Below are 23,043 nucleotides of genomic sequence, written 5' to 3' on the forward strand. Positions count from 1 at the left end.
CTCGTCCCACCGCCGATATCGGTGCGGGTCCGCGGCCGGTGCGCCGATACCCTTGGCCGGTGACTCCCGAGCAGCTCTCCACCGCGATCGCCGACGTGCTGACGACGCTGTCCGACGAGGGTGCCATCACCCTGCCGGACGGCGCCCTGACGAGCGTGACGGTGGAGCGGCCGCGACAGAAGGGACACGGCGACTACGCCACCAACGTCGCCCTCCAGCTCGGCAAGCGGGCGGGCATGAACCCGCGCGACCTCGCGGCCCTGGTCCGGGAGCGCCTGGAGCGGACCGACGGGATCGCCGGGGTCGACATCGCCGGCCCGGGCTTCCTCAACATCACCGTCGCGGCCGGCGCCCAGGGCATCGTGGCGGCGCAGATCGTCGACGCCGGCGCGTCGTACGGCGCGAGCGACCTCCTCGCGGGGGAGAAGATCAACCTCGAGTTCGTGTCCGCGAACCCCACCGGTCCACTGCACCTCGGCGGGGTGCGGTGGGCCGCGGTGGGCGACGCCCTCGGCCGGGTCTTCGAGATGGCCGGGGCGGACGTGACCCGGGAGTACTACTTCAACGACCACGGCGCGCAGATCGACCGGTTCAGCCGGTCGCTGCTGGCCAGCGCCAAGGGGGAGCCGGCACCCGAGGACGGGTACGGCGGCGACTACATCCACGAGATCGCGAACGCCGTGGTCGCCAAGCGCCCCGAGGTCAAGGACCTGCCGGACGACCAGGCCCAGGAGGTGTTCCGGGCCGAGGGCGTCGAGATGATGTTCGCCGAGGTGAAGCAGAGCCTCCACGACTTCGGTGTGGACTTCGACGTCTACTTCCACGAGGACGACCTGCACCGGAGCGGGGCCGTGCATCGGGCCGTGGACCGGCTGACCGAGCTCGGCAACACCTACGAGAAGGACGGCGCCCTCTGGCTCGCGACCGAGAAGTTCGGTGACGACAAGGACCGGGTGATCATCAAGTCCGACGGGCAGGGCGCCTACCTGTCCGGAGACCTGGCGTACTACCTGGACAAGCGGGAGCGCGGCTTCGACCGCTGCTTCATCATGCTCGGCGCGGACCACCACGGCTACGTCGGCCGGATGATGGCGATGTGCGCCGCGTTCGGCGATACCCCCCACGTGAACCTCGAGATCCTGATCGGCCAGCTGGTCAACCTGGTCCGCGACGGTGAGCCGCTGCGGATGTCGAAGCGCGCCGGCAACGTGATCAGCATCGACGACATCGTCGGCGCGATCGGCGTCGATGCGACCCGGTACGCGATGGCGCGTTACAGCAGCGACTCCAACATCGACATCGACCTCGACCTCTGGGCGAAGGCGTCGAACGACAACCCGGTGTTCTACGTGCAGTACGCCCACGCCCGGGTGTCGGGGATCCTGCGCAACGCCGGCGACCTCGGCATCGCCTGGTCCACGGCCGACTTCGACCCGAGCCTCCTCTCGCACGAGCGCGAGGGCGACCTGCTGCGGTCGCTGGCCGAGTTCCCGCGGGTCGTCTCGGCTGCCGCGGAGCTGCGCGAGCCGCATCGGGTCGCGCGGTACCTCGAGGACATGGCGGGGGTCTACCACCGGTTCTACGACAACTGCCGGGTGCTGCCGATGGGCGACGAGGAGACGAGCGACCTGCACCGGGCCCGCCTGGTCCTGGTCGCCGCCACCCGGACGGTGCTCGCCAACGGGCTGGGCCTGCTCGGGGTCTCCGCGCCCGAGCGGATGTGAGAACCGCATGAGCACGACCCACGAGGCCGGTTGGGCGCACGCGTCCGGAGCCCTGCGCGGCCCGGCCTGGCTGCGCCAGCCCGTCGACCCCAACGCGCTGGTCCCGCAGCTCTGGTCGATGACCGCGCACAAGGCCGGCGGCGAGCTGCACGTCGGTGGGCTGTCGGTCCCCGAGCTCGTCGCGAACGTCAACACCCCGGCGTACGTCCTCGACGAGGCTGACTTCCGCGCCAGGGCGCGGGCCTTCCGCGACGCGTTCGCGGCGTACGACGTCTTCTACGCAGGCAAGGCGTTCCTCTGCACCGCGGTCGCGCAGTGGGTGCAGGAGGAGGGACTCAGCCTGGACGTGTGCTCGGACGGCGAGCTCACGGTGGCGCTGCGGGCGGGCTTCGACCCGGCTCGGATCGGCTACCACGGCAACAACAAGTCGCTGGTGGAGCTGCGCCGCGCGGTCGCCGCCGGCGTCGGCCGGATCGTCGTCGACTCGTTCGACGAGATCTCCCGGCTCGAGACGATCACCGCCGAGGCTGGGATGACCGCTCGCGTCATGGTCCGCGTGACGGCCGGCGTCGAGGCGCACACCCACGAGTACATCGCGACCGCGCACGAGGACCAGAAGTTCGGCTTCTCGATCACCTCGGGAGATGCCCTCGAGGCGGTACGACGGGTCGAGGCCGCGCCGGGCATCGAGCTGCTCGGCCTGCACTCGCACATCGGCAGCCAGATCTTCGACTCCTCCGGCTTCGAGGTCGCCGCCCGGCGCGTGCTCGCGCTCCAGGCGCGCATCTCCGACGAGCTCGGGGTCACGCTGCCCGAGCTGGACCTCGGCGGCGGCTTCGGCATCGCGTACACCACCCAGGACGACCCCTCCGACCCGGCGCAGCTCGCGACCGAGATGACCAAGATCGTCGAGCACGAATGCCGGGCGCTGGGCATCCCCGAGCCGCGGCTCTCCGTCGAGCCCGGCCGGGCGATCGTCGGCCCGGCGATGTGCACCGTCTACACCATCGGCACGGTCAAGGCGGTGCAGCTCGACGGCGGCGCCGTCCGCAGCTATGTCTCCGTCGACGGCGGGATGAGCGACAACATCCGCACCGCGCTGTACGACGCCGACTACTCCTGCACGCTCGTCAACCGGGTGTCGGACGCGCCGCCGGTGCTGTCGAGGGTGGTCGGCAAGCACTGCGAGGCGGGTGACGTCGTGGTGAAGGACGAGTTCCTCCCCGGCGACCTCGCGCCGGGCGACCTGCTGGCGGTGCCGGGCACCGGGGCGTACTGCCGCTCGATGGCCTCCAACTACAACCACGCCCTGCGGCCGCCGGTGGTCGCGGTGCGGGACGGGGTCGCGCGCGTCGTGGTCCGCCGCGAGACTGAGGACGACCTGTTGGCAACGGACATGGGTGATGCGTCGTGAAGGAGAGTGACAAGCCGCTCAAGGTGGCCGTGCTGGGCTGTGGCTCGGTCGGCTCCCAGGTGGTGCGGCTGCTCGGCGAGCAGGCGGGCGACCTCGCCGCGCGCGTCGGCGCCCCGGTCGAGCTGGTCGGCGTCGCCGTACGGCGGCTGGACGCCGCCCGCGACGTCGAGGTCCCCGAGGGCCTGCTGACCACGGACGCGATCGGCCTCGTCACGCGCGAGGACGTCGACCTGGTCGTCGAGGTGATCGGCGGCATCGAGCCGGCCCGGTCCCTGATCCTCGCCGCGCTGGAGAGCGGGGCCTCGGTCGTCACGGCCAACAAGGCGCTGCTCGCCGAGGACGGCCCGACGCTGTTCGAGGCCGCGGAGAAGGCCGGCCGCGACCTCTACTACGAGGCCGCCGTCGCCGGCGCGATCCCGATCCTGCGTCCGTTGCGGGAGTCCCTGGCCGGTGACCGCGTGACCCGCGTGCTCGGCATCGTCAACGGCACCACCAACTTCATCCTCGACAAGATGGACTCCTCGGGGGCCGGCTTCGCGGAGGCGCTCGAGGAGGCCCAGGACCTCGGCTACGCCGAGGCCGACCCGACCGCCGACGTCGAGGGGTTCGACGCCGCCGCCAAGGCCGCGATCCTCGCGTCGCTGGCGTTCCACTCGCGCGTCACCGCCGCGGACGTCTACCGCGAGGGCATCACGGAGGTCACGGCCGCCGACGTGCAGTCGGCCGTGGAGATGAACAGCGTGGTCAAGCTGCTCGCGATCGCGGAGCTCCGGGCCGGGTCCGGGGGAGAGGACGCGGTCGCCGTCCGCGTGCACCCGGCGATGATCCCGAGGTCGCACCCGCTCGCGTCGGTGCGCGAGGCGTACAACGCGGTCTTCGTGGAGTCCGAGGCGGCCGGCCAGCTGATGTTCTACGGCCCGGGCGCCGGTGGCGCGCCGACCGCCTCGGCGGTCCTCGGCGACCTCGTCACGATCGCCCGCAACCGCCTCGCGGGCACTCGCGGCGCCGGCGAGTCGGCGTACGCCGACCGGGCGGTGCTGCCGATGGGGGAGACGATCACCCGCTACCACGTCGCGATCGACGTCGACGACCGCGCGGGCGTGCTGGCCGCGGTCGCGACCGCCTTCGCCGAGAACGGCGTCTCGATCCAGACGGTGCGCCAGGAGGGCCGCGGCCTGGACGCCCAGCTCGTCGTGGTCTCGCACGAGTCGACCGACGCGCAGCTCGGCGCGACCGTCGAGCACCTGCGCAGCATGGACATCGTCCGGGAGGTCACCTCGGTGATGCGGGTCGAAGGAGCATCGGAATGAGTCGGACCCACCAGTGGCGCGGGGTCATCGAGGAGTACCGCGACCTCCTCCAGATCCCCGAGGGCACCACGGCGGTCACGCTCCGCGAGGGCGGCACGCCGCTGGTGTTCTCGGAGTGGCTGTCCGGCCTGACCGGCGCCGAGGTCTGGCTCAAGGTCGAGGGCGACAACCCGACCGGCTCGTTCAAGGACCGCGGCATGACCGCGGCGATCTCGGTCGCCAGGCACGACGGCGCCGCCGCGGTCGTGTGCGCTTCGACGGGCAACACCTCGGCCTCGATGGCGGCGTACGCCGCGAAGGCCGGGCTCAAGCCGCTCGTGCTGGTGCCCGAGGGCAAGATCGCCGCCGGCAAGATGGCGCAGGCGATCCTGCACGGCGCCCAGGTGATCATGGTCCGCGGCAACTTCGACGACTGCCTGGCGATGGCCAAGGGGCTGGCGTGGGACTACCCGGTCGCGCTCGTGAACTCGGTCAACCCGATCCGGCTCGAGGGCCAGAAGACGGCTGCCTTCGAGATCGTCGACTTCCTCGGTGACGCACCCGACTACCACCTGCTCCCGGTCGGGAACGCCGGCAACATCTCGGCGTACTGGCTCGGCTACACGCAGTACGCCGGCGCCGGCCTGGCCACCAGGACCCCCGTGATGCGCGGCTTCCAGGCCGAGGGCGCGGCCCCGCTGGTGACCGGCGAGCCGTTCCCGGACCCGGAGACCCGGGCGACCGCGATCCGGATCGGCAACCCGGCGTCCTGGAAGCTCGCCGAGGCCGCCCGGGACGAGTCCGGCGGCCGGTTCGCGGCCGTCAGCGACGGGCAGATCCTCGCGGCGCAGCGCGAGCTCGCCGCGCACGACGGCGTCTTCGTCGAGCCGGCGTCCGCGGCCGGCGTCGCGGGCCTGCTCCAGGAGCTGGCCGGTGGCGAGTCCTACCGGGGCGCGACGGTCGCGATCACCGTCACCGGGCACGGCCTCAAGGACACCGCCACGGCCCTCGAGGGCTTCACCGAGAGCGGCGGCACCATCGTCGACACGGTCGTCGACGTCGACGTGGCCGCCGCGGCCGAGGCCGCCGGGCTGGCGTGAGGATGACCAGGTTCCTCGAGGGCCCGGTCCGCGTCTCGGTCCCGGCGACGTCCGCCAACCTCGGTCCCGGCTTCGACTCCCTCGGGCTCGCGCTCGACCTGCGCGACGACCTCGAGGCCGAGGTGACGGGCTCCGGGCTCGAGGTCACCGTGTCCGGCACGGGAGCGGGCGACGTCCCGTTGGACGAGTCGCACCTCGTGGTGCGGTCGATGCGGGCGGCGTTCGACCTGGCCGGCGTGCAGCCGCCGGGGCTGCGGCTGTCCTGCACGAACGTGATCCCCCACGCGCGCGGCCTGGGATCCTCGTCGGCCGCGATCGTCGCGGGCGTCGTGCTCGCGCGCGGGCTCGTCGCGGGCGGGTCGCTGCTCGTGGACGACGACGCGCTGTTCCGGCTCGCCGCCACCCTCGAGGGTCATCCCGACAACGTGGCACCGGCGCTGTACGGCGGCTTCGTCATCTCCGGCCGGGACGGGCTGGCCGACGGAGACTTCTACGCGGTCCGCTCATCCGTCGACCCGCGGATCGAGGCGGTCGTCCTGGTCCCCCCGACCCCGGTCTCGACCGAGGTCGCCCGCGGCCTGCTGCCCGCCGAGGTGCCGCACGCGGATGCCGCGGCCGACGCGGGCCGCGCGGCGCTGCTCGTCGCGGCGCTCGCCGGCCAGCCGGAGCACCTGTTGCGCGGGACCCGCGACTACCTGCACCAGGACCACCGCCGCCCCGCGATGCCGGAGTCGCTGGCCCTGGTCGACGCGCTCCGGGCGGACGGCGTACCGGCCATCGTGTCGGGGGCCGGACCCACGGTGCTGGCGTTCACCGACGCGGGCGGCGCCCCGAGGCTGCTGGCGCGCTGTCCAGACGGCTGGGCGGCGCACCACCTGCGGATCGACCGGGACGGCGCGCGGCTGGGTTGATACCGGCGTCGCGGCCGGCCCGGTGTATCTTGGTGGAGCGCCCGAGCTCTCGGTGCGACCTCCTCCTCGTCCACGTGCGACCTCGCTGTCGCGCACCCGCGACTGCCTTCTGATCGCAGCCCGGCGGATGTGGAGGCAGCGACCGATGCCGCCGCCCCGGAGCCGGGACGGCGAGATACGTGGGAAGGACCTCACGTGACGGAGACCGTCGAATCCACCACCGCCCCCGGCGACGAGAAGCCGGCGAAGAAGCGCGGTGGGGGGCTCAACTCCATGCTGCTGGCCGACCTCAAGTCGATGGCCGGAGGCATGGGGATCCCCGGTGCGGGATCGATGAAGAAGGCCCAGCTGGTCGAGGCGATCAAGGCCCACCAGTCGGGGGGCGGCCGGCCCTCCGAGCAGGAGCGCGAGCCGAAGTCCGAGCAGCGCCCGGAGGCGAAGCAGGACCGGCAGCGCCGGCCGAGGTCCGAGCCGGAGTCCGAGCCGACGTCCGAGCCCCGGCAGGACCAGCGGCAGGACCAGCGCGACCGCCAGAAGCAGGAGGCGCCCCTGCAGGACCGGTCCCAGCAGGACCGGCGGCCGGACAAGCAGGACCAGCAGGAGAAGAACCAGGGCGGCCAGCAGGCCCGCAGCCAGGACCGCAGCCAGGACCGCGGCCAGGACCGCGGCCAGGACCGCAGCCAGGACCGTGGCGGTCAGCAGGGCCGGAACCAGGACCGCAGCCAGGACCGCGGGGGCCAGGACCGCAGCCAGGACCGCGGCGGCCAGGACCGTAGCGGCCAGGACCGGAACCAGGACCGCAACCAGGACCGGAACCAGGACCGGAACCAGGACCGGAACCAGGACCAGGGCGGCCAGGGCCAGGCCGACCTCGGCGAGGACGGCCAGGGCAGCCGCCGGAACCGACGGCGCCGGGGCCGCGACCGGGAGCGGCCGGCGGGGAGCGGGCGCAACGAGCCCGACACCACGATCCTCGACGACGACGTCCTGGTGCCGGCCGCGGGCATTCTCGACGTGCTCGACAACTACGCGTTCGTGCGCACCAGCGGCTACCTGCCCGGCAGCGATGACGTCTACGTCTCGCTCTCGATGGTCCGCAAGTACGGCCTGCGCCGCGGTGACGCGCTGGTCGGCCAGGTGCGTCAGCCCCGCGAGGGCGAGCGCAAGGAGAAGTTCAACCCGATGGTCCGCATCGACAGCGTCAACGGCGCGGACCCGGAGGCGGCGAAGAACCGCGTGGACTTCGCCAAGCTGGTCCCGCTGTACCCCTCGGACCGGCTGCGCCTCGAGACGACGCCGGACAACCTGATCGGGCGGGTCATCGACATCGCCGCCCCCATCGGCAAGGGCCAGCGCGGCCTGATCGTGTCGCCCGCCAAGGCCGGCAAGACGATCATCATGCAGTCGATCGCGAACTCGATCACGACGAACAACCCCGAGGTCCACCTGATGGTGGTGCTCGTCGACGAGCGCCCCGAGGAGGTCACCGACTTCGAGCGCTCGGTCAAGGGAGAGGTCATCTCCTCGACCTTCGACCGCCCGGCGAGCGACCACACGATGGTCGCCGAGCTCGCCATCGAGCGCGCGAAGCGGCTGGTCGAGCTCGGCCACGACGTGGTCGTGCTGCTCGACGGCATCACCCGCCTCGGTCGGGCCTACAACCTGGCGGCGCCCGCGAGCGGGCGGATCCTGTCGGGCGGCGTCGACTCCGCGGCGCTCTACCCACCGAAGAAGTTCTTCGGTGCGGCCCGCAACATCGAGAACGGCGGCTCCCTGACCATCCTCGCGACCGCGCTGATCGAGAGCGGCTCGAAGATGGACGAGGTGATCTTCGAGGAGTTCAAGGGCACCGGGAACATGGAGATCCGGCTGCGGCGCGACTTCGCCGACAAGCGGCTGTTCCCGGCGATCGACGCCGTCCAGTCCGGTACCCGGCGCGAGGAGCTGCTGATGAGCAAGGAGGAGCTCCAGATCGTCTGGAAGCTGCGCCGGGTGCTCTCCGGGCTCGACGGGCAGCAGGCGCTCGAGCTGCTGCTCGAGCGCCTGAAGAAGTCGCAGACCAACATCGAGTTCCTCATGCAGGTGCAGAAGACCACGCCGACCCCGAGCGGTGGGCGCGAGGACTGACAGATACGCCGGAAGGGCCGTTCCCCGGGGGAGCGGCCCTTCTGCTTCGCGGGGAGCCGATCGGGGCTAGGCTGCGACGCACACCGATCGAAGGGGGACGAGTGGCCCGGATCCTGGTCGCGGACGACGACGTCGACATCCGCGAGCTCGTGGAGTTCAAGCTGTCCACGCTCGGGCACGACGTCGTGGCGGTGTCCGACGGGGCGGCGGCGATCGACGCCTGCCAGGCCGAGCGGCCCGACCTCGCGGTGCTGGACGTCATGATGCCGGGTGTGTCCGGGCTCGATGCGATCCGCGCGATCCGGGCGGACCCGGCGCTGGCCGACCTCCCCGTCATCCTGCTCACCGCCCGGGCCCAGGAGTCCGACGTGGAGACGGGCTTCGACTCCGGTGCGGACGACTACATCACCAAGCCGTTCAGCCCCCGCGAGCTCGCCTCGCGGGTGCAGGCACTGCTCACCCGGTCCGGCTGAGCGACTGGCGCATTCCCGAGATCCGGGGAGTCCTCCGGCGGTACCCTGCCGCTGAGGGGGGTATGGCGTCATGGGTGGAGGGCGTCCGGTCGCGCGGCTGGTCTCGCCCGTCATCGTCCGTCTGGGGGCGATGGCGGCGGTGATGGCCCTCATCGCCGTGCTCGGAGTCGTGCTGTCGACGACCGCGGTCGACGACCTGACCCGGGAGCTCCAGCCGGCCGCCGCGGCGAACCAGAGCGTCTACCAGGACCTCACCGACATGTCGGCCGCCGTCGAGTCGTGGGGCGGCACCGGCACCAGGGCCGCCGCCGACGACTACGAGCAGGCGCTGGTCCGGCTGCCGGCGGACGAGCAGGCGGCGCGGCGGTTCGCCCAGGGCGACAGCGAGCTGGAGCTGCTGATGGTGCGCCAGGAGCGGGCCGCGGAGGAGTGGATCTCGACGTACGCCGCCCCGCGGATGAAGACCGACGGAGGGGAGGCCGCCCCGCCCCAGCAGGTGAAGACCGGGAGCCAGCTGTTCGACTCGATCCGCAGCGCGCACCAGGCCACGACCGAGGCCTTCGACAGCCGGGTCCGGGAGTCGAGCACCGCGGCGTCGTACCGCCTGAAGGGCACGATCCTGGCGGTGGTGCTGCTGGCGGCTGTCGCCTGGTGGCTGCTCTCGCGGTCGCGACGGAAGCTGATGTCCGAGCTGTCGCAGCCGCTGCTGGACCTCGAGAAGGTCGTGCAGCAGATGGCGAAGCACGACCACGAGGTGCGGGCCCGGCTGGCCGGGCCGAAGGAGGTGCAGGCGGTCGCGTCCGCGCTCAACGAGTTCGCCGACGCGCAGGGTCGGGCTCGAGCCGTCGAGGGACGGATCCAGAGCGAGCTGCGCAGCCTGGACACCGCGCGGGACGACTTCGTCTCGAACGTGTCGCACGAGCTGCGCACGCCGCTCACCACCATCGCCGGCTACCTGGAGCTGGTCGCCGAGGAGTTCGAGGACGACCTGCAGCCGCGTCACGAGCGGATGCTCGAGGCCACCCGCCGCAACGTCACCCGCCTCAAGACCCTCATCGACGACCTGCTCGCGCTCTCTCGCGCCGAGGGTCGAGCCTCCGAGATGGAGCCCGTCGACCTGGCGCTGCTGGTGCGCGAGGTCGTCACCGACATCCGGATCACCGCGGCCCGGCGCAACATCCACGTCGACGTGGACACCCCCGAGGACGTCGTACCGGTGCTGGCCGACCGCGCGATGCTGCACCGGGCGTTCCTCAACCTGCTCACCAACGCGGTGAAGTTCAGCCACGACGGCGGCACCGTCGAGGTGGGGCTGCAGCGCTCCGGCGCGACCGTCGAGGTGACCATCGCCGACCACGGGATCGGCATCCCGGCCGCCGAGATCGACCGGCTGGGCACCCGCTTCTTCCGCGCCTCGAACGCCGTCTTCAACGAGATCGCCGGCACCGGCCTGGGCCTGCGCATCATGCAGACGATCATCGACAAGCACGACGGGGACGTCGTCATCGACTCCGTGGAGGGCCAGGGGACCACCGTCGCGGTACGCCTCACCCTGCACCCCGACCGGATGCCCGCCCCGCTGCCGCACGAGCTGCTCGCCGCCGAGGAGGCCGCGGCCGCCGCCGCGCACGCTCCCGAGCCCGAGATCGACCCCTCCGTGCCGCGGATCGTGCCGGCGTTCACGCGCCGGGTCTGACCCGCCTCCGGGCGTGACCGTCGTTGTCGGGTGCCGCTGGTCCACCAGGGGATGCAGGAAAGCCGTCACTTCCCCGGGCGTGCACACCGTGGGGAGTGCAGGCTCGCCCACGGACCATGGTGAACCTGTGGCAAGAGTGGCTGAAGTGGCTGCGCGGAGCCACCGACCCCGGAGCGCACCCCACCGACCGGGCCCGAGGAACAACGCCGATTACCCCGGCGTTCTCACCCATGACACAATCGTGTGCTGGCTCCGGTTCACGCCACCTCGTAGGGAGGGGCGACCCGGCGGCCGAGGAGAGGACAGCATGAAGAAGGACATCCACCCGGAGTACGTCGAGACCCAGGTGACCTGCACCTGCGGCGCTCAGTTCACCACCCGCAGCACGGCCACGTCGGGCTCGATCCACGCCGACGTCTGCTCGCAGTGCCACCCGTTCTACACCGGCAAGCAGAAGATCCTCGACACCGGCGGCCGCGTCGCCCGCTTCGAGGCCCGCTACGCCAAGAAGGCTGCTGACGCCAAGAAGTAGCTGTCTCCGAGCGCCGGTTCCTGCCCACGGGGCAGGGCCGGCGCTCGTCTTCTGTCCGCAGTCGCCAGCAGGAGGGTCTCGATGTTCGAAGCCGTCGAGGGCATGCTCGTCGAGCACGCCGAGCTCGAGCAGCGCCTCGGCGCTCCCGAGACGCACGCGGACGCCCGGCTGGCCAAGCAGCTGAACCAGCGGTACGCCGCGCTCTCGTCGATCATCGGCGCTTGGCGCGAGCTGACCGGGCTGGTCGACGACGCCGAGGCGGCCCGCGAGCTCGCCGCCGAGGACCCGTCGTTCGCCGACGAGGCGGAGGCGCTGGAGCGGCGCCGTCACGGCGCCGAGGAGCGCTTGCGCCGGCTGCTGGTCCCGCGCGACCCGACCGACGACAAGGACGCGATCCTCGAGGTGAAGTCCGGGGAGGGCGGGGAGGAGTCCGCGCTGTTCGCGGGCGACCTGCTGCGCATGTACACCCGGTACGCCGAGGCGCGCGGCTGGAAGGTGGAGATCTTGGACGCCGCGGAGTCCGACCTGGGCGGCTACAAGTCGGTCACCGTCGCGGTGAAGGCCAAGGGCACCCCGCCGCCCGGCGAGGCGCCGTACGCACTGCTCAAGTTCGAGGGCGGCGTGCACCGCGTGCAGCGGGTGCCGGTCACCGAGTCGCAGGGCCGGGTGCACACCAGCGCCGCCGGCGTGCTCGTGCTGCCCGAGGCCGAGCAGGTCGACGTCCAGCTCGACGAGAACGACCTCCGGATCGACGTCTTCCGCTCCAGCGGCCCCGGCGGTCAGAGCGTCAACACGACGGACTCCGCGGTTCGGATCACGCACCTGCCGACCGGCATCGTCGTGAGCTGCCAGAACGAGAAGTCGCAGCTGCAGAACAAGGAGCAGGCACTCCGGATCCTGCGCTCACGGCTGCTCCAGGCAGCCCAGGAGACCGCCGACGCCGAGGCCGGCGAGGCCCGCCGCAGCCAGGTTCGCACCGTCGACCGGTCCGAGCGGATCCGCACCTACAACTTCCCCGAGAACCGGATCTCCGACCACCGGACCGGCTACAAGGCCTACAACCTCGACCAGGTCCTGGACGGCGACCTCCAGCCGGTGCTCGACTCGTGCGTCGAGGCCGACCTGGCTGCCCGGCTCGGCGCCCTCGAGCAGTGACCGAGCGCCGCGAGCTGCTCGCCGCCGCCACTGCGCAGCTGCGAGCGGCCGGGGTCGCGAGCCCCGAGCACGACGCGGCGGAGCTGCTCGCGCACGTGCTCGGCACCAGCCGCGGCCACCTGGCGCTGGTCGACGTCGTCGCGCCCTCGACCGCGGAGGAGTACGCCGTCCTGGTGGACCGCCGCGCGCGCCGGGAGCCGCTCCAGCACCTGACCGGGGTCGCCTGGTTCCGCCACGTCGAGCTCGCGGTCGGTCCCGGGGTGTTCGTGCCCCGGCCGGAGACCGAGCTGCTGGCAGGGTGGGCGATCGAGCGGGCGGCCGAGGGGTCGGTCGTCGTGGACCTCTGCACCGGCTCCGGTGCGATCGCGAAGGCGGTGAAGGACGAGGTGCCGGGCGCCGAGGTCCACGCGGTCGAGCTGGACGAGTCGGCGTACGCCTGGGCCGAGCGCAACCTGGCCGGCACCGGCGTCGACCTGCGCCAGGGCGACTTCGCGACGGCGTTCGACGACCTGGCCGGCACGGTGGACGTGATCACCTGCAACCCGCCGTACGTCCCCCTCGAGGCGTGGGAGTCGGTGGCGCCCGAGGCGCGCGACCACGACCCGCACCTCGCCCTGTTCTCCGGCGCCGACGGCCTCGACGCGATCCGGGTCCTCGAGCACCGGGCCGGGGTGCTGCTGAGGCCCGGGGGAGTGGTCGGCTTCGAGCACGCCGACGTGCAGGGCGAGTCCGCCCCGGCGGTGTTCGCCGGGAGCGGCCGGTGGGTCGACGTACGCGACCACCGCGACCTGGCAGGTCGGCCACGCCACACGACCGCGCGACTGGCACGATGACCTCTGTGAGTGACCGATACCCCACCGGCACCGCGGAGGAGCGCGAGGAGGCCGTCGAGGCCGCCAGCCTCGCCGTGCAGCGCGGCGATCTCGTGGTGCTCCCGACCGACACCGTGTACGGCATCGGTGCCGACGCCTTCGACCCGGCCGCCGTTCGGGGCCTGCTGGCGGCCAAGGGGCGCGGCCGCGAGATGCCGCCGCCGGTGCTGGTCAGCGCGGTCACCACGCTCGACGCCCTCGCCACCCGGGTGCCGGGCTACGCCCGCGCCCTGGTCGAGGCGTTCTGGCCCGGTCCGCTCACCGTCGTGTGCCACCAGCAGACCTCGCTGCAGTGGGACCTCGGGGACACCCGCGGCACCGTCGCCGTCCGGATGCCCGACCACGAGGTCGCCCGCGAGATCCTCGAGCGCACCGGCCCGCTGGCGGTGAGCTCCGCGAACCGGACCGGCATGCCGGCCGCCACCGACGCCGACCAGGCCGAGGAGATGCTCGGTGACTCGGTCGCGGTCATCGTCGACGCCGGGGAGTCCGCGGGCGGCCAGGCCTCCACCATCGTCGACTGCACCGGCACCGAGGGCCGGGTCCTCCGCCGCGGTGCGCTGTCCCTCGAGCAGCTGAACGTGGTGCTCGAGCCGCTGGGCGCCGCCCTCACGGACGAGGGCTGAGGCGTTGCGGGAGTACCTCCTCGTCTTCCTCGTCGCCGCAGCGGCGACCTACCTGCTCACGGTGATCGCGCGGGAGATCGCGCTGCGCACCGGCGCGGTGGCGAAGGTGCGCGACCGCGACGTCCACGCGGTGCCGATCCCCTACCTCGGCGGACTGGCCATGCTCGGCGGCCTGGTCGCGGCGTACGTCGTCGCCCGGCAGCTGCCGTTCCTGTCCCAGAGCGGCCCCCTGGTCTTCCGCGACGCCGGGATCGTGCTCGTGGCCGGTGCGCTGATCTGTGCGGTCGGGGTGCTCGACGACCTCTTCGAGCTGGACGCGTTCACCAAGCTCGGGGGCCAGGTGCTGGCCGCGGGCTTCCTCATCGCCTTCGGCATCCAGTACTACTTCTTCCCCGGCCCCGGCGACGTGCAGTACACGATCGACCCGGCGCAGCGCGCGCTGCTCACCGGCTTCATCGTCGTGGCGACCGTGAACGCCGTGAACTTCGTCGACGGGCTCGACGGCCTGGCGGCCGGCGTGGTCGGCATCGGCGCCGCGGCGTTCTTCGTCTACTGCTACCAGCTCTCCAGCTTCAACAACCTCTCCCTGGCGACCACCGGAGCCCTGCTGAGCGCAGCGCTCGCCGGCGCGTGCGCGGGCTTCCTGCCCCACAACTTCCATCAAGCGCGGTTGTTCATGGGGGACAGCGGGTCGATGCTGATCGGCCTGGTGCTCTCGGCCAGCTCGGTCACGCTCACCGGCCAGTTCTCGCCGAGCCAGATCACCGAGGGCGCGGCAGGCTCCCAGGCGAGCCTGCTGCCCACGCTGCTGCCTCTGCTGCTGCCGATCTCGATCCTCGTCGTCCCGATCCTCGACCTGATGCTCGCGGTCGTGCGCCGCACCCGGGCCGGCCGCTCGCCGTTCGCCCCGGACAAGCAGCACCTGCACCACCGGCTCCTCGAGATCGGCCACTCCCATCGCCGCGCCGTGCTGATCATGTGGATGTGGGCCGCCCTGGTCGCCTTCGGAACGGTGCTGATCAGTCTCTACAGCGACGAGGCGTCGATGTGGCTCGCGCTGGCGGTGCTCGCCGCGCTCACCATCGGCGCGACGTTCCTGCTGCCCAAGCTGCACCGTCCGAGGGCGGCGCTCGCGGAGGAGTGAGCACACCCCGGTTTCGAGGGTCCCGAACGCTTGTGCTAACTTTCACAAGCACCGCCCGACACGACGACAGAACGGCCGCCGACCATGACGACCGCGACGATCCGGACCCCGGTCCCGCCCCTGGTCAGGGGCGCGTCGGGCTGTGGTAGTTTCGCGCAGTCGCCGGTTGACGACAGGTGGGCCACTTCCCGTGCCCGCCTCCCCGGCGTGTTCTTCCCTGCCAACAAATGTGCCGATGACGCTTCCGAAGAATGGGACCTGGGTGGATGGCCGATGAGCGCTCCGATGCCGGTCTGCGAGGCCGTGACCTCGTCGGCCTCGGGGGCCTGCTCGCCGGTGCCGTCATCGCCGGTCTCGTCATCGGCTACCTCGTCGACCAGGCGGCCGGCACCTCGCCCGTCTTCGTCCTGGTCGGCATCGGCCTGGGCATCCTCGCCGGCTGCGCCGGCTTCGTCGTCAAGGTCCGTGCCGCCCTTCGGGGGTGAGCCCCGGTGAGCACGATCGAGACGAGCACGGAGACGAGCACCGAGATGAGCACCGAGATGAGCGAGCCCACCCAGCCGGGCACGGCGTCGGTCTGGCGCGTGGTCAGGGACCAGCGCAAGATCGGTGGCGTCGCAGTCGGCCTGATGGTCGCCAGCTTCTGGATCGTCGGCCAGCTCGGCGAGTGGCGGCTGGCCGGCTGCATCGCCGGCGGCGTCCTCTTCGGCCTGGTCAACCACCTGGCCACCGAGTACTGGCTGCTGAAGACGATCACGTCCGGTGAGCAGCCCACGCGCAACCAGATGGTGATGTCCACGGTGGTCCGGCTGACGGTCCTCACGGTGGTCGCCGTCGGCGTCGCCGTGGTGTTCTGGCCCGACGGCATCGGCCTGCTGCTCGGCCTCGCCATCTTCCGGCTCATCGCCCTGGTGATGACCACGATCCCGCTGCTGAAGGAGCTGAAGAATCCATGACCGGCCTGCTGCCGCTGTCGTCGTCGGACATCACGATCGGCGAGCACAAGACCGTCGTGTGGCTCGGGATGACGTTCAACATCGACACGATCATCTCGACGCTCGTGGCGGGCGGCCTCGTGCTGCTGCTCGGCTTCTGGGTGGTCCGGCAGATGAAGAGGACCACCGAGGACCACGTCCCCACCAAGACCCAGATGCTGTGGGAGGCGGTCGTCGGCGAGGTGAACAAGCAGGTCGAGGACAACCTCGGCAAGGTGCACCCGTTCGTCGCACCGCTCGCGATCTCGCTGTTCTTCTTCATCCTGTTCGCGAACTGGCTCGAGCTGCTCCCGACCGAGCTCAACCACGACACGCACCTGCTCCCGGCACCGACCGCGGACACGAACCTGACCTACGCCCTCGCCGCGGTCACGATGCTCAGCGTGTGGACCTACGGCATCCGCCAGAAGGGCTGGAAGGGCTACTTCCGGCACTTCGCCGAGCCGTTCCCCGTGCTGCTGCCGCTCAACATCCTCGAGGAGCTGATCAAGCCGATCACCCTCGCGCTCCGGCTCTTCGGCAACATCTTCGCCGGCGGCATCATGCTCGCGCTGATCGGCCTGATCCCGATCTACGCGCTCTGGGCGCCGAACCTGCTCTGGAAGGCGTTCGACGGCGTCATCGGCGTCATCCAGGCCTTCATCTTCGCGCTCCTGACCGTGCTCTACTTCGCGATGGCCGGTGCCGGCCACGAGGAGCACGAGATCCACGAGAAGTACGAGGACGAGCAGCGCGAGAAGCAGGCCCGCGAGGCCGCCCCCGCACCAGCGCACTGACCCAGGTGGTCGGGCGTTCACAGAGGTAACCGATGCGCCACTCCCCGGCGCGAAATCAAGGAGAGAAGTTCAATGGCAGCAGTTCAGGGATCCGACATCACCCTCGCCGGTGCCTTCATCGGTGGTGGCATCGCCCTCGCCGGTGGCGCGATCGGTGCCGGTATCGGTGACGGCCTGGCCGGTTCGTCGTACATCGAGGGTGTCGCCCGTCAGCCGGAGGCCCAGGGCCGCCTGCAGACGATCTTCTTCCTGACGGTGGGTCTGGTCGAGGCGATGTTCTTCATCAACCTCGCGTTCATGGCGCTCTTCGTCTTCGTCCTCGGCTGACCTGGGGCCCCCGCCCCGTCCGTTACGAAGAAACAAAGGAACCCAACGATGGCAAGCGTTGCGATCACTCCCATGGAGAGCAACTTCCTCGTACCGAACGCCACGTTCTTCGTGGAGCTGGCGGCGTTCTTGCTGCTGCTGTTCCTGCTGGCCAAGTACGTCATCCCGCCGATCAACCGCGCGATGACGGCTCGCCAGGAGGCGATCCGCGCAGAGTTCGCCGAGCTCGACGAGGCCAAGTCCGAGGCCCACGCGGCCGAGGAGGAGTTCAAGTCGCAGATCGCCGACGCGCGCCACGAGGCCGCGCGGATCCGCGAGGAGGCGCGCGAGCAGGGCGCCCAGATCATCGCGGAGATGCGGGAGCAGGCGAACACCGAGGCCGCTCGGATCGTCGAGCACGCCCACGCGCAGATCGAGGCGGACCGCAAGGCCGCGATGGCGCAGCTGCGCAGCGAGGTCGGCATGCTCGCGACCACGCTCGCCGGCCGGATCGTCGGGGAGTCCCTCGACGACGACGTCCGCCAGACCCGGGTGGTCGACCGGTTCCTGACGGAGCTGGAAGGCGCCAGCTGATGGATCTGCGAGGAGCATCGGCCGACTCCCTCCGGGAGCTCAGCACCGAGCTCGACAGCGCCCTCCGGGCGGGTTCGCACGCGGACCAGGTGGCCGGTGAGCTGTTCACCGTCGCCCAGCTGCTGCGCGACGAGCCGGCGCTGCGCCGCGTCGCCAGCGACGCCTCGCTGCCGGCGGAGCCCAAGCAGGGCCTGGTCACCCAGGTCCTCGACGGCAAGGTCGACGCTCTCACCCTGGGAGTGGTCGTGAAGGCGGCCGGCCTGCGGTGGACCTCGAGCCGGGATCTCGCGGACGCCCTGGAGCGCCTCGGCGAGCTGACGGTCGTCATGTCGGTCGGCAGCGACGCCGACAAGCTCGCCGACGAGATCTTCGCCCTCAGCGGCATGGTCACGGGCCACCCCGAGCTGCGCGACGCGCTCTCGAACCCGGCCCGCGACCGAGCGGACAAGGAGGCGCTGCTCGACGACGTGCTCGGCGGCAAGGTCCTCCCGGCGACGCTCGCGCTGGCGAAGCAGTCGCTGGCCGGCACCTACCGGACCGTGACCGCGGCGCTCGAGAACTACCGCAAGGTGGCGGCGGACGCCAAGGGCGAGTACGTCGCCACGGTGCGCGTCGTCGCCCCGCTCAGCGACGACGACCGCAAGCGCCTGACCCGGGCGCTCGGCCAGCAGTACGGCCGCGAGATCCACGTCAACGAGATCGTCGACCCGACGGTCCTCGGCGGCATCCGCGTCGAGATCGGTGACGACGTGATCGACGGCACCGTGTCCAGCCGCCTCGACGACGCCCGGCGCAAGCTGGTCGGCTGACCGCGGTCCCGACGAGCTCGACCACCGATTCAGACTTCAGAAGAGACAAGAGAGTAGGGACAACGATGACGGAGCTTTCGATCCGTCCGGAGGAGATCCGCGACGCACTCCAGAAGTACGTCGCGGACTACCAGCCCGAGGCGGCCAGCAAGGAAGAGGTCGGCACCGTCGCCCAGACGGCGGACGGCATCGCGCGCGTCAGTGGCCTGCCGTCGGCGATGGCCAACGAGCTCCTGGAGTTCGAGGACGGCACGCTCGGCATCGCCCTGAACCTCGACACCCGCGAGATCGGTGTCGTCGTCCTCGGCGACTTCGACAAGATCGAGGAGGGCCAGGCGGTCCGCCGTACCGGCGAGATCCTCTCGGTCCCCGTGGGTGACAACTTCATGGGTCGCGTCATCGACCCGCTCGGGACCCCGATCGACGGCCTCGGCGAGATCCAGTCCGACACCCGTCGTGCCCTGGAGATCCAGGCTCCGACGGTGATGCAGCGCAAGTCGGTGCACGAGCCGCTCGCGACCGGCATCAAGGCGATCGACTCGATGACCCCGATCGGCCGCGGCCAGCGCCAGCTGATCATCGGTGACCGTGCGACCGGCAAGACCACGATCGCCATCGACACGATCATCAACCAGAAGCAGAACTGGGAGTCGGGCGACCCGACCAAGCAGGTCCGCTGCATCTACGTCGCGATCGGTCAGAAGGGCTCGACCATCGCCTCGGTGCGTGGCGCCCTCGAGGAGGCCGGCGCGCTCGAGTACACCACCATCGTCGCCTCGCCGGCGTCGGACAGCGCGGGCTTCAAGTACCTCGCGCCGTACACCGGCTCGGCCATCGGCCAGCAGTGGATGTACGACGGCAAGCACGTCCTGATCATCTTCGACGACCTGACCAAGCAGGCCGAGGCCTACCGCGCCGTGTCGCTGCTGCTGCGCCGCCCGCCGGGCCGCGAGGCCTACCCGGGCGACGTCTTCTACCTGCACAGCCGGCTGCTCGAGCGCTGCGCGAAGCTCTCCGACGCCCTCGGTGCGGGTTCGATGACCGGCCTGCCGATCATCGAGACCAAGGCGAACGACGTGTCGGCGTACATCCCGACCAACGTCATCTCGATCACCGACGGCCAGATCTTCCTGCAGTCGGACCTGTTCGCGGCCAACCAGCGCCCGGCGATCGACGTCGGTGTGTCGGTGTCCCGCGTGGGTGGTGCGGCGATGACCAAGGCGATGAAGGCCGTGACCGGCTCGCTCAAGGTCGACCTCGCGCAGTACCGCGCGATGGAGGCCTTCGCGATGTTCGCGTCCGACCTCGACGCCGCCTCGCGCCAGCAGCTGGACCGCGGCCAGCGCCTGATGGCGCTGCTGAAGCAGCCGGCGTACTCGCCGTACCCGCTCGAGGAGATGACCGTCTCGCTCTGGATCGGCACCAGCGGCCGGCTCGACCGCGTGCCGACCGAGGACGTGCTGCGGTTCGAGCGCGAGTTCCTCGACTACCTGCGCCGCTCCCACGACGGCATCCTCTCGACGATCCGCGAGTCCCAGAAGTTCGAGGACGACACGGAGCAGTCGCTCGCGGGTGCCTACGACTCCTTCCTCGACCAGTTCGAGACCTCCGAGGGTGGCTCGATCAAGGTCGGCAACGAGCCCCAGGCCGAGGCGCTGGAGGACGAGGACGTCGAGCAGGAGCAGATCGTCAAGCAGAAGAGGTCCTGAACCATGGCTCTCTCGGTGCGCGAGTACCGGGCGCGGATCAGGTCGACGGAGTCGATGAAGAAGATCACCCGTGCCATGGAGCTCATCGCCGCGTCCCGGATCATCAAGGCGCAGCAGCGGGCGCAGTCGGCAGCGCCGTACGCCCGCGAGCTGACCCGTGCGGTCTCGGCCGTGGCGACGTACTCCAACGTCGACCACCCGCTGACGCGGGAGCCGGAGGACCCCAAGCGGGCCGCCGTGCTCATCGTGACCAGCGACCGCGGCCTGGCCGGCGCCTACTCCTCGAGCGTGCTCAAGGAGGCGGAGCGGCTCGCGGAGAAGCTCCGGAGCGAGGGCAAGGAGATCGACACCTACATCTGCGGCCGCAAGGGCGAGGCGTACTACAAGTTCCGTGGTCGCCCCGTCGTGCAGACGTGGACCGGGTTCTCCGACCAGCCGTCGTACGACGCGGCCCACGAGATCGGCAAGGCCCTGATCGAGGCGTTCCTCGCCGAGGACGGCGAGCACGCGGTGGACGAGGTCCACGTCGTCTTCACGCGCTTCCGCTCCATGCTGGTGCAGGAGCCGACCGACGTGCGGCTGCTGCCGCTGGAGGTCGTGGAGGGCGAGGAGCGACCCGACTCGGCCGAGGTGCTGCCGCTCTACGAGTTCGAGCCGTCGCCGGAGGCGGTCCTGGACGGGCTGCTCCCGCAGTACGTCCAGAGCCGGATCTTCTTCGCGCTGCTGCAGGCCGCGGCCTCCGAGCTCGCCGCCCGTCAGAAGGCGATGAAGTCCGCCACGGACAACGCCGACGAGCTCATCAAGAAGTACACCCGTATTGCCAACCAGGCCCGCCAGGCCGGCATTACCCAGGAAATCAGCGAGATCGTCGGTGGCGTCAACGCGCTGGCCGACGCCAACGCCGGGAATGAGTGAGAGACATGACTGCCACTGTTGAAGAGACCACGGAGACCGGCGCGGCTGGAGTCGGCCGGATCGCCCGGGTCATCGGCCCGGTCGTCGACATCGAGTTCCCCCTGGACTCGATGCCGGAGATGTACAACAAGCTCGAGACCGAGCTGGAGCTGGGCGGCGAGAAGTCCGTCCTGGCCCTCGAGGTCGCGCAGCACATCGGCGACGGCATGGTCCGCGCCATCTCGCTGCGCCCGACCGACGGCCTGGTCCGCGGCGCGCAGGTGACCGACACCGGTGGCCCGATCACCGTGCCGGTCGGCGACGCGACGCTCGGCCACGTGTTCAACACCCTCGGCGACTGCCTCAACCTCGAGGAGGGCGAGACGCTCGACGTCAAGGAGCGGTGGGGCATCCACCGCAAGGCGCCGGCGTTCGACCAGCTCGAGTCGAAGACGCAGATGTTCGAGACCGGCATCAAGGTCATCGACCTGCTGACGCCGTACGTGCAGGGCGGCAAGATCGGCCTGTTCGGTGGTGCCGGCGTCGGCAAGACCGTGCTCATCCAGGAGATGATCGCGCGCGTCGCGAAGGACCACGGTGGTGTGTCGGTGTTCGCCGGTGTCGGCGAGCGCACCCGTGAGGGCAACGACCTGATCGTCGAGATGGAGGAGGCCGGCGTCATCGGCCAGACCGCCCTCGTCTTCGGCCAGATGGACGAGCCGCCGGGCACCCGCCTGCGGGTCGCGCTGTCCGCCCTGACGATGGCGGAGTACTTCCGTGACGTGCAGAGCCAGGACGTGCTGCTGTTCATCGACAACATCTTCCGGTTCACCCAGGCCGGCTCCGAGGTCTCCACGCTGCTCGGCCGGATGCCGTCCGCGGTGGGCTACCAGCCCAACCTCGCCGACGAGATGGGCACGCTCCAGGAGCGGATCACGTCGACGCGCGGCCACTCGATCACCTCGATGCAGGCGATCTACGTGCCCGCCGACGACTACACCGACCCGGCGCCGGCGACCACGTTCGCGCACCTGGACGCGACCACCGAGCTCTCGCGCGAGATCGCGTCGCTCGGCATCTACCCGGCCGTGGACCCGCTGACCTCGACGTCGCGGATCCTGTCGGCCGAGTACATCGGCCAGGCGCACTACGACTGCGCGATCCGGATCAAGCAGATCCTGCAGCGCAACAAGGAGCTCCAGGACATCATCGCGATCCTCGGTGTCGACGAGCTCTCCGAAGAGGACAAGATCATCGTGTCCCGCGCTCGCCGCATCCAGCGGTTCCTGTCGCAGAACACCTACGTCGCCAAGCAGTTCACCGGCATCGAGGGCTCGACGGTCCCCGTCGGCGACACGATCGAGGCGTTCAACAAGATCGCGGACGGCGACTACGACCACGTGGCCGAGCAGGCCTTCTTCATGTGCGGCGGTCTGGACGACGTCGAGAAGAAGTGGGCCGAGATCCAGAAGACCCTCTGATGGCTGACAACGACCAGCTGCAGGTCGAGCTCGTCGCGGCCGACCGGACCGTGTGGTCCGGTCAGGCCACGATGGTCGTCGCCAAGACGGCGGACGGTGACATCGGCGTACTGCGCAACCACATGCCGGTGCTCTCCCTGCTCGTCGACGGGGTCGTCGAGATCACGCCGGTCGACGGCGACAAGCTGTTCGCCGCCGTCGACGGCGGCTTCCTGTCGGTCGCGCACAACCGCGTCTCGGTGCTGTCGCAGCACGCGGTCCTCTCCGCGGAGATCGACGTCGACGCAGCGCGCTCGGAGCTGGAGTCGGCCGGGTCCGACTCCGACGACGAGGACGCCGCGGTCCGCGCCCGGCGCGCCGACGCCCGGATCCGGGCGGTCGAGCGCGCGTCCTGATCCACCGCTGATCCGCCGCTG

Annotated in this window: 23 protein-coding genes; all 23 read left to right on the top strand. The window is 70.9% G+C overall.

Annotated elements, in window-relative coordinates:
* The first annotated feature begins 59 nt into the window (after positions 1-59).
* The 23 genes from argS to ACVW2K_RS11585 all read left to right on the top strand — a co-directional run bounded on the left by argS (position 60) and on the right by ACVW2K_RS11585 (position 23,022).
* Positions 60-1,724, top strand: coding sequence for an arginine--tRNA ligase (argS, locus tag ACVW2K_RS11475; protein WP_457202600.1), 1,665 nt, complete (start codon positions 60-62; stop codon positions 1,722-1,724).
* Positions 1,725-1,731: 7 nt separating this feature from the next.
* A complete protein-coding gene (gene lysA, locus ACVW2K_RS11480) occupies positions 1,732-3,138 on the top strand; it encodes a diaminopimelate decarboxylase (protein WP_457202601.1) in 1,407 nt (468 codons plus the stop codon).
* A complete protein-coding gene (locus ACVW2K_RS11485) occupies positions 3,135-4,448 on the top strand; it encodes a homoserine dehydrogenase (RefSeq protein ID WP_457202602.1) in 1,314 nt (437 codons plus the stop codon). Before lysA ends, ACVW2K_RS11485 begins: the two co-directional genes overlap by 4 nt.
* Complete coding sequence (gene thrC, locus ACVW2K_RS11490; protein WP_231496214.1) at positions 4,439-5,527, top strand: threonine synthase; 1,089 nt, start codon at positions 4,439-4,441, stop codon at positions 5,525-5,527. Before ACVW2K_RS11485 ends, thrC begins: the two co-directional genes overlap by 10 nt.
* A 2-nt stretch (positions 5,528-5,529) precedes the next feature.
* A complete protein-coding gene (gene thrB / locus ACVW2K_RS11495) occupies positions 5,530-6,438 on the top strand; it encodes a homoserine kinase (protein ID WP_457202603.1) in 909 nt (302 codons plus the stop codon).
* 195 nt (positions 6,439-6,633) lie between these two features.
* The gene (gene rho, locus ACVW2K_RS11500) at positions 6,634-8,565 is read left to right on the top strand and encodes a transcription termination factor Rho (protein ID WP_457202604.1); all 1,932 of its coding nucleotides are present in this window, start codon (positions 6,634-6,636) and stop codon (positions 8,563-8,565) included.
* 101 nt (positions 8,566-8,666) lie between these two features.
* The gene (locus ACVW2K_RS11505; RefSeq protein ID WP_028637545.1) at positions 8,667-9,038 is read left to right on the top strand and encodes a response regulator transcription factor; all 372 of its coding nucleotides are present in this window, start codon (positions 8,667-8,669) and stop codon (positions 9,036-9,038) included.
* Positions 9,039-9,108: 70 nt separating this feature from the next.
* Positions 9,109-10,734 (top strand): HAMP domain-containing sensor histidine kinase, encoded by a 1,626-nt coding sequence (locus ACVW2K_RS11510; protein ID WP_457202605.1) that lies wholly within the window; start codon positions 9,109-9,111, stop codon positions 10,732-10,734.
* Between the two features lie 307 nt (positions 10,735-11,041).
* The gene (rpmE, locus tag ACVW2K_RS11515) at positions 11,042-11,266 is read left to right on the top strand and encodes a 50S ribosomal protein L31 (protein ID WP_028637546.1); all 225 of its coding nucleotides are present in this window, start codon (positions 11,042-11,044) and stop codon (positions 11,264-11,266) included.
* Positions 11,267-11,347: 81 nt separating this feature from the next.
* Positions 11,348-12,421: a peptide chain release factor 1 gene (gene prfA / locus ACVW2K_RS11520; protein WP_457202606.1), complete on the top strand. Its 1,074-nt coding sequence runs from the start codon at positions 11,348-11,350 to the stop codon at positions 12,419-12,421.
* Positions 12,418-13,254 (top strand): peptide chain release factor N(5)-glutamine methyltransferase, encoded by an 837-nt coding sequence (gene prmC, locus ACVW2K_RS11525; protein ID WP_457202607.1) that lies wholly within the window; start codon positions 12,418-12,420, stop codon positions 13,252-13,254. The genes prfA and prmC overlap by 4 nt, the downstream gene beginning before the upstream one ends.
* Complete coding sequence (locus ACVW2K_RS11530) at positions 13,251-13,919, top strand: L-threonylcarbamoyladenylate synthase (RefSeq protein ID WP_457202608.1); 669 nt, start codon at positions 13,251-13,253, stop codon at positions 13,917-13,919. Before prmC ends, ACVW2K_RS11530 begins: the two co-directional genes overlap by 4 nt.
* A gap of 4 nt (positions 13,920-13,923) precedes the next feature.
* A complete protein-coding gene (locus ACVW2K_RS11535) occupies positions 13,924-15,063 on the top strand; it encodes a glycosyltransferase family 4 protein (protein WP_028637549.1) in 1,140 nt (379 codons plus the stop codon).
* Positions 15,064-15,329: 266 nt separating this feature from the next.
* Positions 15,330-15,548 (top strand): AtpZ/AtpI family protein, encoded by a 219-nt coding sequence (locus tag ACVW2K_RS11540; protein ID WP_036570380.1) that lies wholly within the window; start codon positions 15,330-15,332, stop codon positions 15,546-15,548.
* A gap of 6 nt (positions 15,549-15,554) precedes the next feature.
* Positions 15,555-16,019, top strand: coding sequence for an ATP synthase subunit I (locus tag ACVW2K_RS11545; RefSeq protein ID WP_028637550.1), 465 nt, complete (start codon positions 15,555-15,557; stop codon positions 16,017-16,019).
* Positions 16,016-16,834, top strand: a complete 819-nt coding sequence (gene atpB, locus ACVW2K_RS11550) for a F0F1 ATP synthase subunit A (RefSeq protein WP_036570382.1) — start codon at positions 16,016-16,018, stop codon at positions 16,832-16,834. Before ACVW2K_RS11545 ends, atpB begins: the two co-directional genes overlap by 4 nt.
* Positions 16,835-16,906: 72 nt before the next feature.
* Positions 16,907-17,161: a F0F1 ATP synthase subunit C gene (locus tag ACVW2K_RS11555; RefSeq protein ID WP_028637551.1), complete on the top strand. Its 255-nt coding sequence runs from the start codon at positions 16,907-16,909 to the stop codon at positions 17,159-17,161.
* A 72-nt stretch (positions 17,162-17,233) separates the two neighbouring features.
* On the top strand, positions 17,234-17,734 hold the full coding sequence (locus ACVW2K_RS11560; protein ID WP_231496207.1) for a F0F1 ATP synthase subunit B: 501 nt from the start codon (positions 17,234-17,236) through the stop codon (positions 17,732-17,734).
* Positions 17,734-18,543, top strand: coding sequence for a F0F1 ATP synthase subunit delta (locus ACVW2K_RS11565; RefSeq protein WP_051549234.1), 810 nt, complete (start codon positions 17,734-17,736; stop codon positions 18,541-18,543). Before ACVW2K_RS11560 ends, ACVW2K_RS11565 begins: the two co-directional genes overlap by 1 nt.
* Positions 18,544-18,608: 65 nt before the next feature.
* Entirely contained in the window at positions 18,609-20,252 is a 1,644-nt protein-coding gene (atpA, locus tag ACVW2K_RS11570) for a F0F1 ATP synthase subunit alpha (RefSeq protein ID WP_457202609.1), read from the top strand.
* Positions 20,253-20,255: 3 nt separating this feature from the next.
* Positions 20,256-21,167, top strand: a complete 912-nt coding sequence (locus tag ACVW2K_RS11575; RefSeq protein WP_028637555.1) for a F0F1 ATP synthase subunit gamma — start codon at positions 20,256-20,258, stop codon at positions 21,165-21,167.
* A 5-nt stretch (positions 21,168-21,172) separates the two neighbouring features.
* Entirely contained in the window at positions 21,173-22,627 is a 1,455-nt protein-coding gene (gene atpD, locus ACVW2K_RS11580; RefSeq protein WP_028637556.1) for a F0F1 ATP synthase subunit beta, read from the top strand.
* Positions 22,627-23,022: a F0F1 ATP synthase subunit epsilon gene (locus ACVW2K_RS11585; RefSeq protein WP_028637557.1), complete on the top strand. Its 396-nt coding sequence runs from the start codon at positions 22,627-22,629 to the stop codon at positions 23,020-23,022. Before atpD ends, ACVW2K_RS11585 begins: the two co-directional genes overlap by 1 nt.
* The last annotated feature ends 21 nt before the right edge of the window (positions 23,023-23,043 follow it).

The sequence above is a fragment of the Nocardioides sp. HB32 genome, assembly GCF_054058995.1.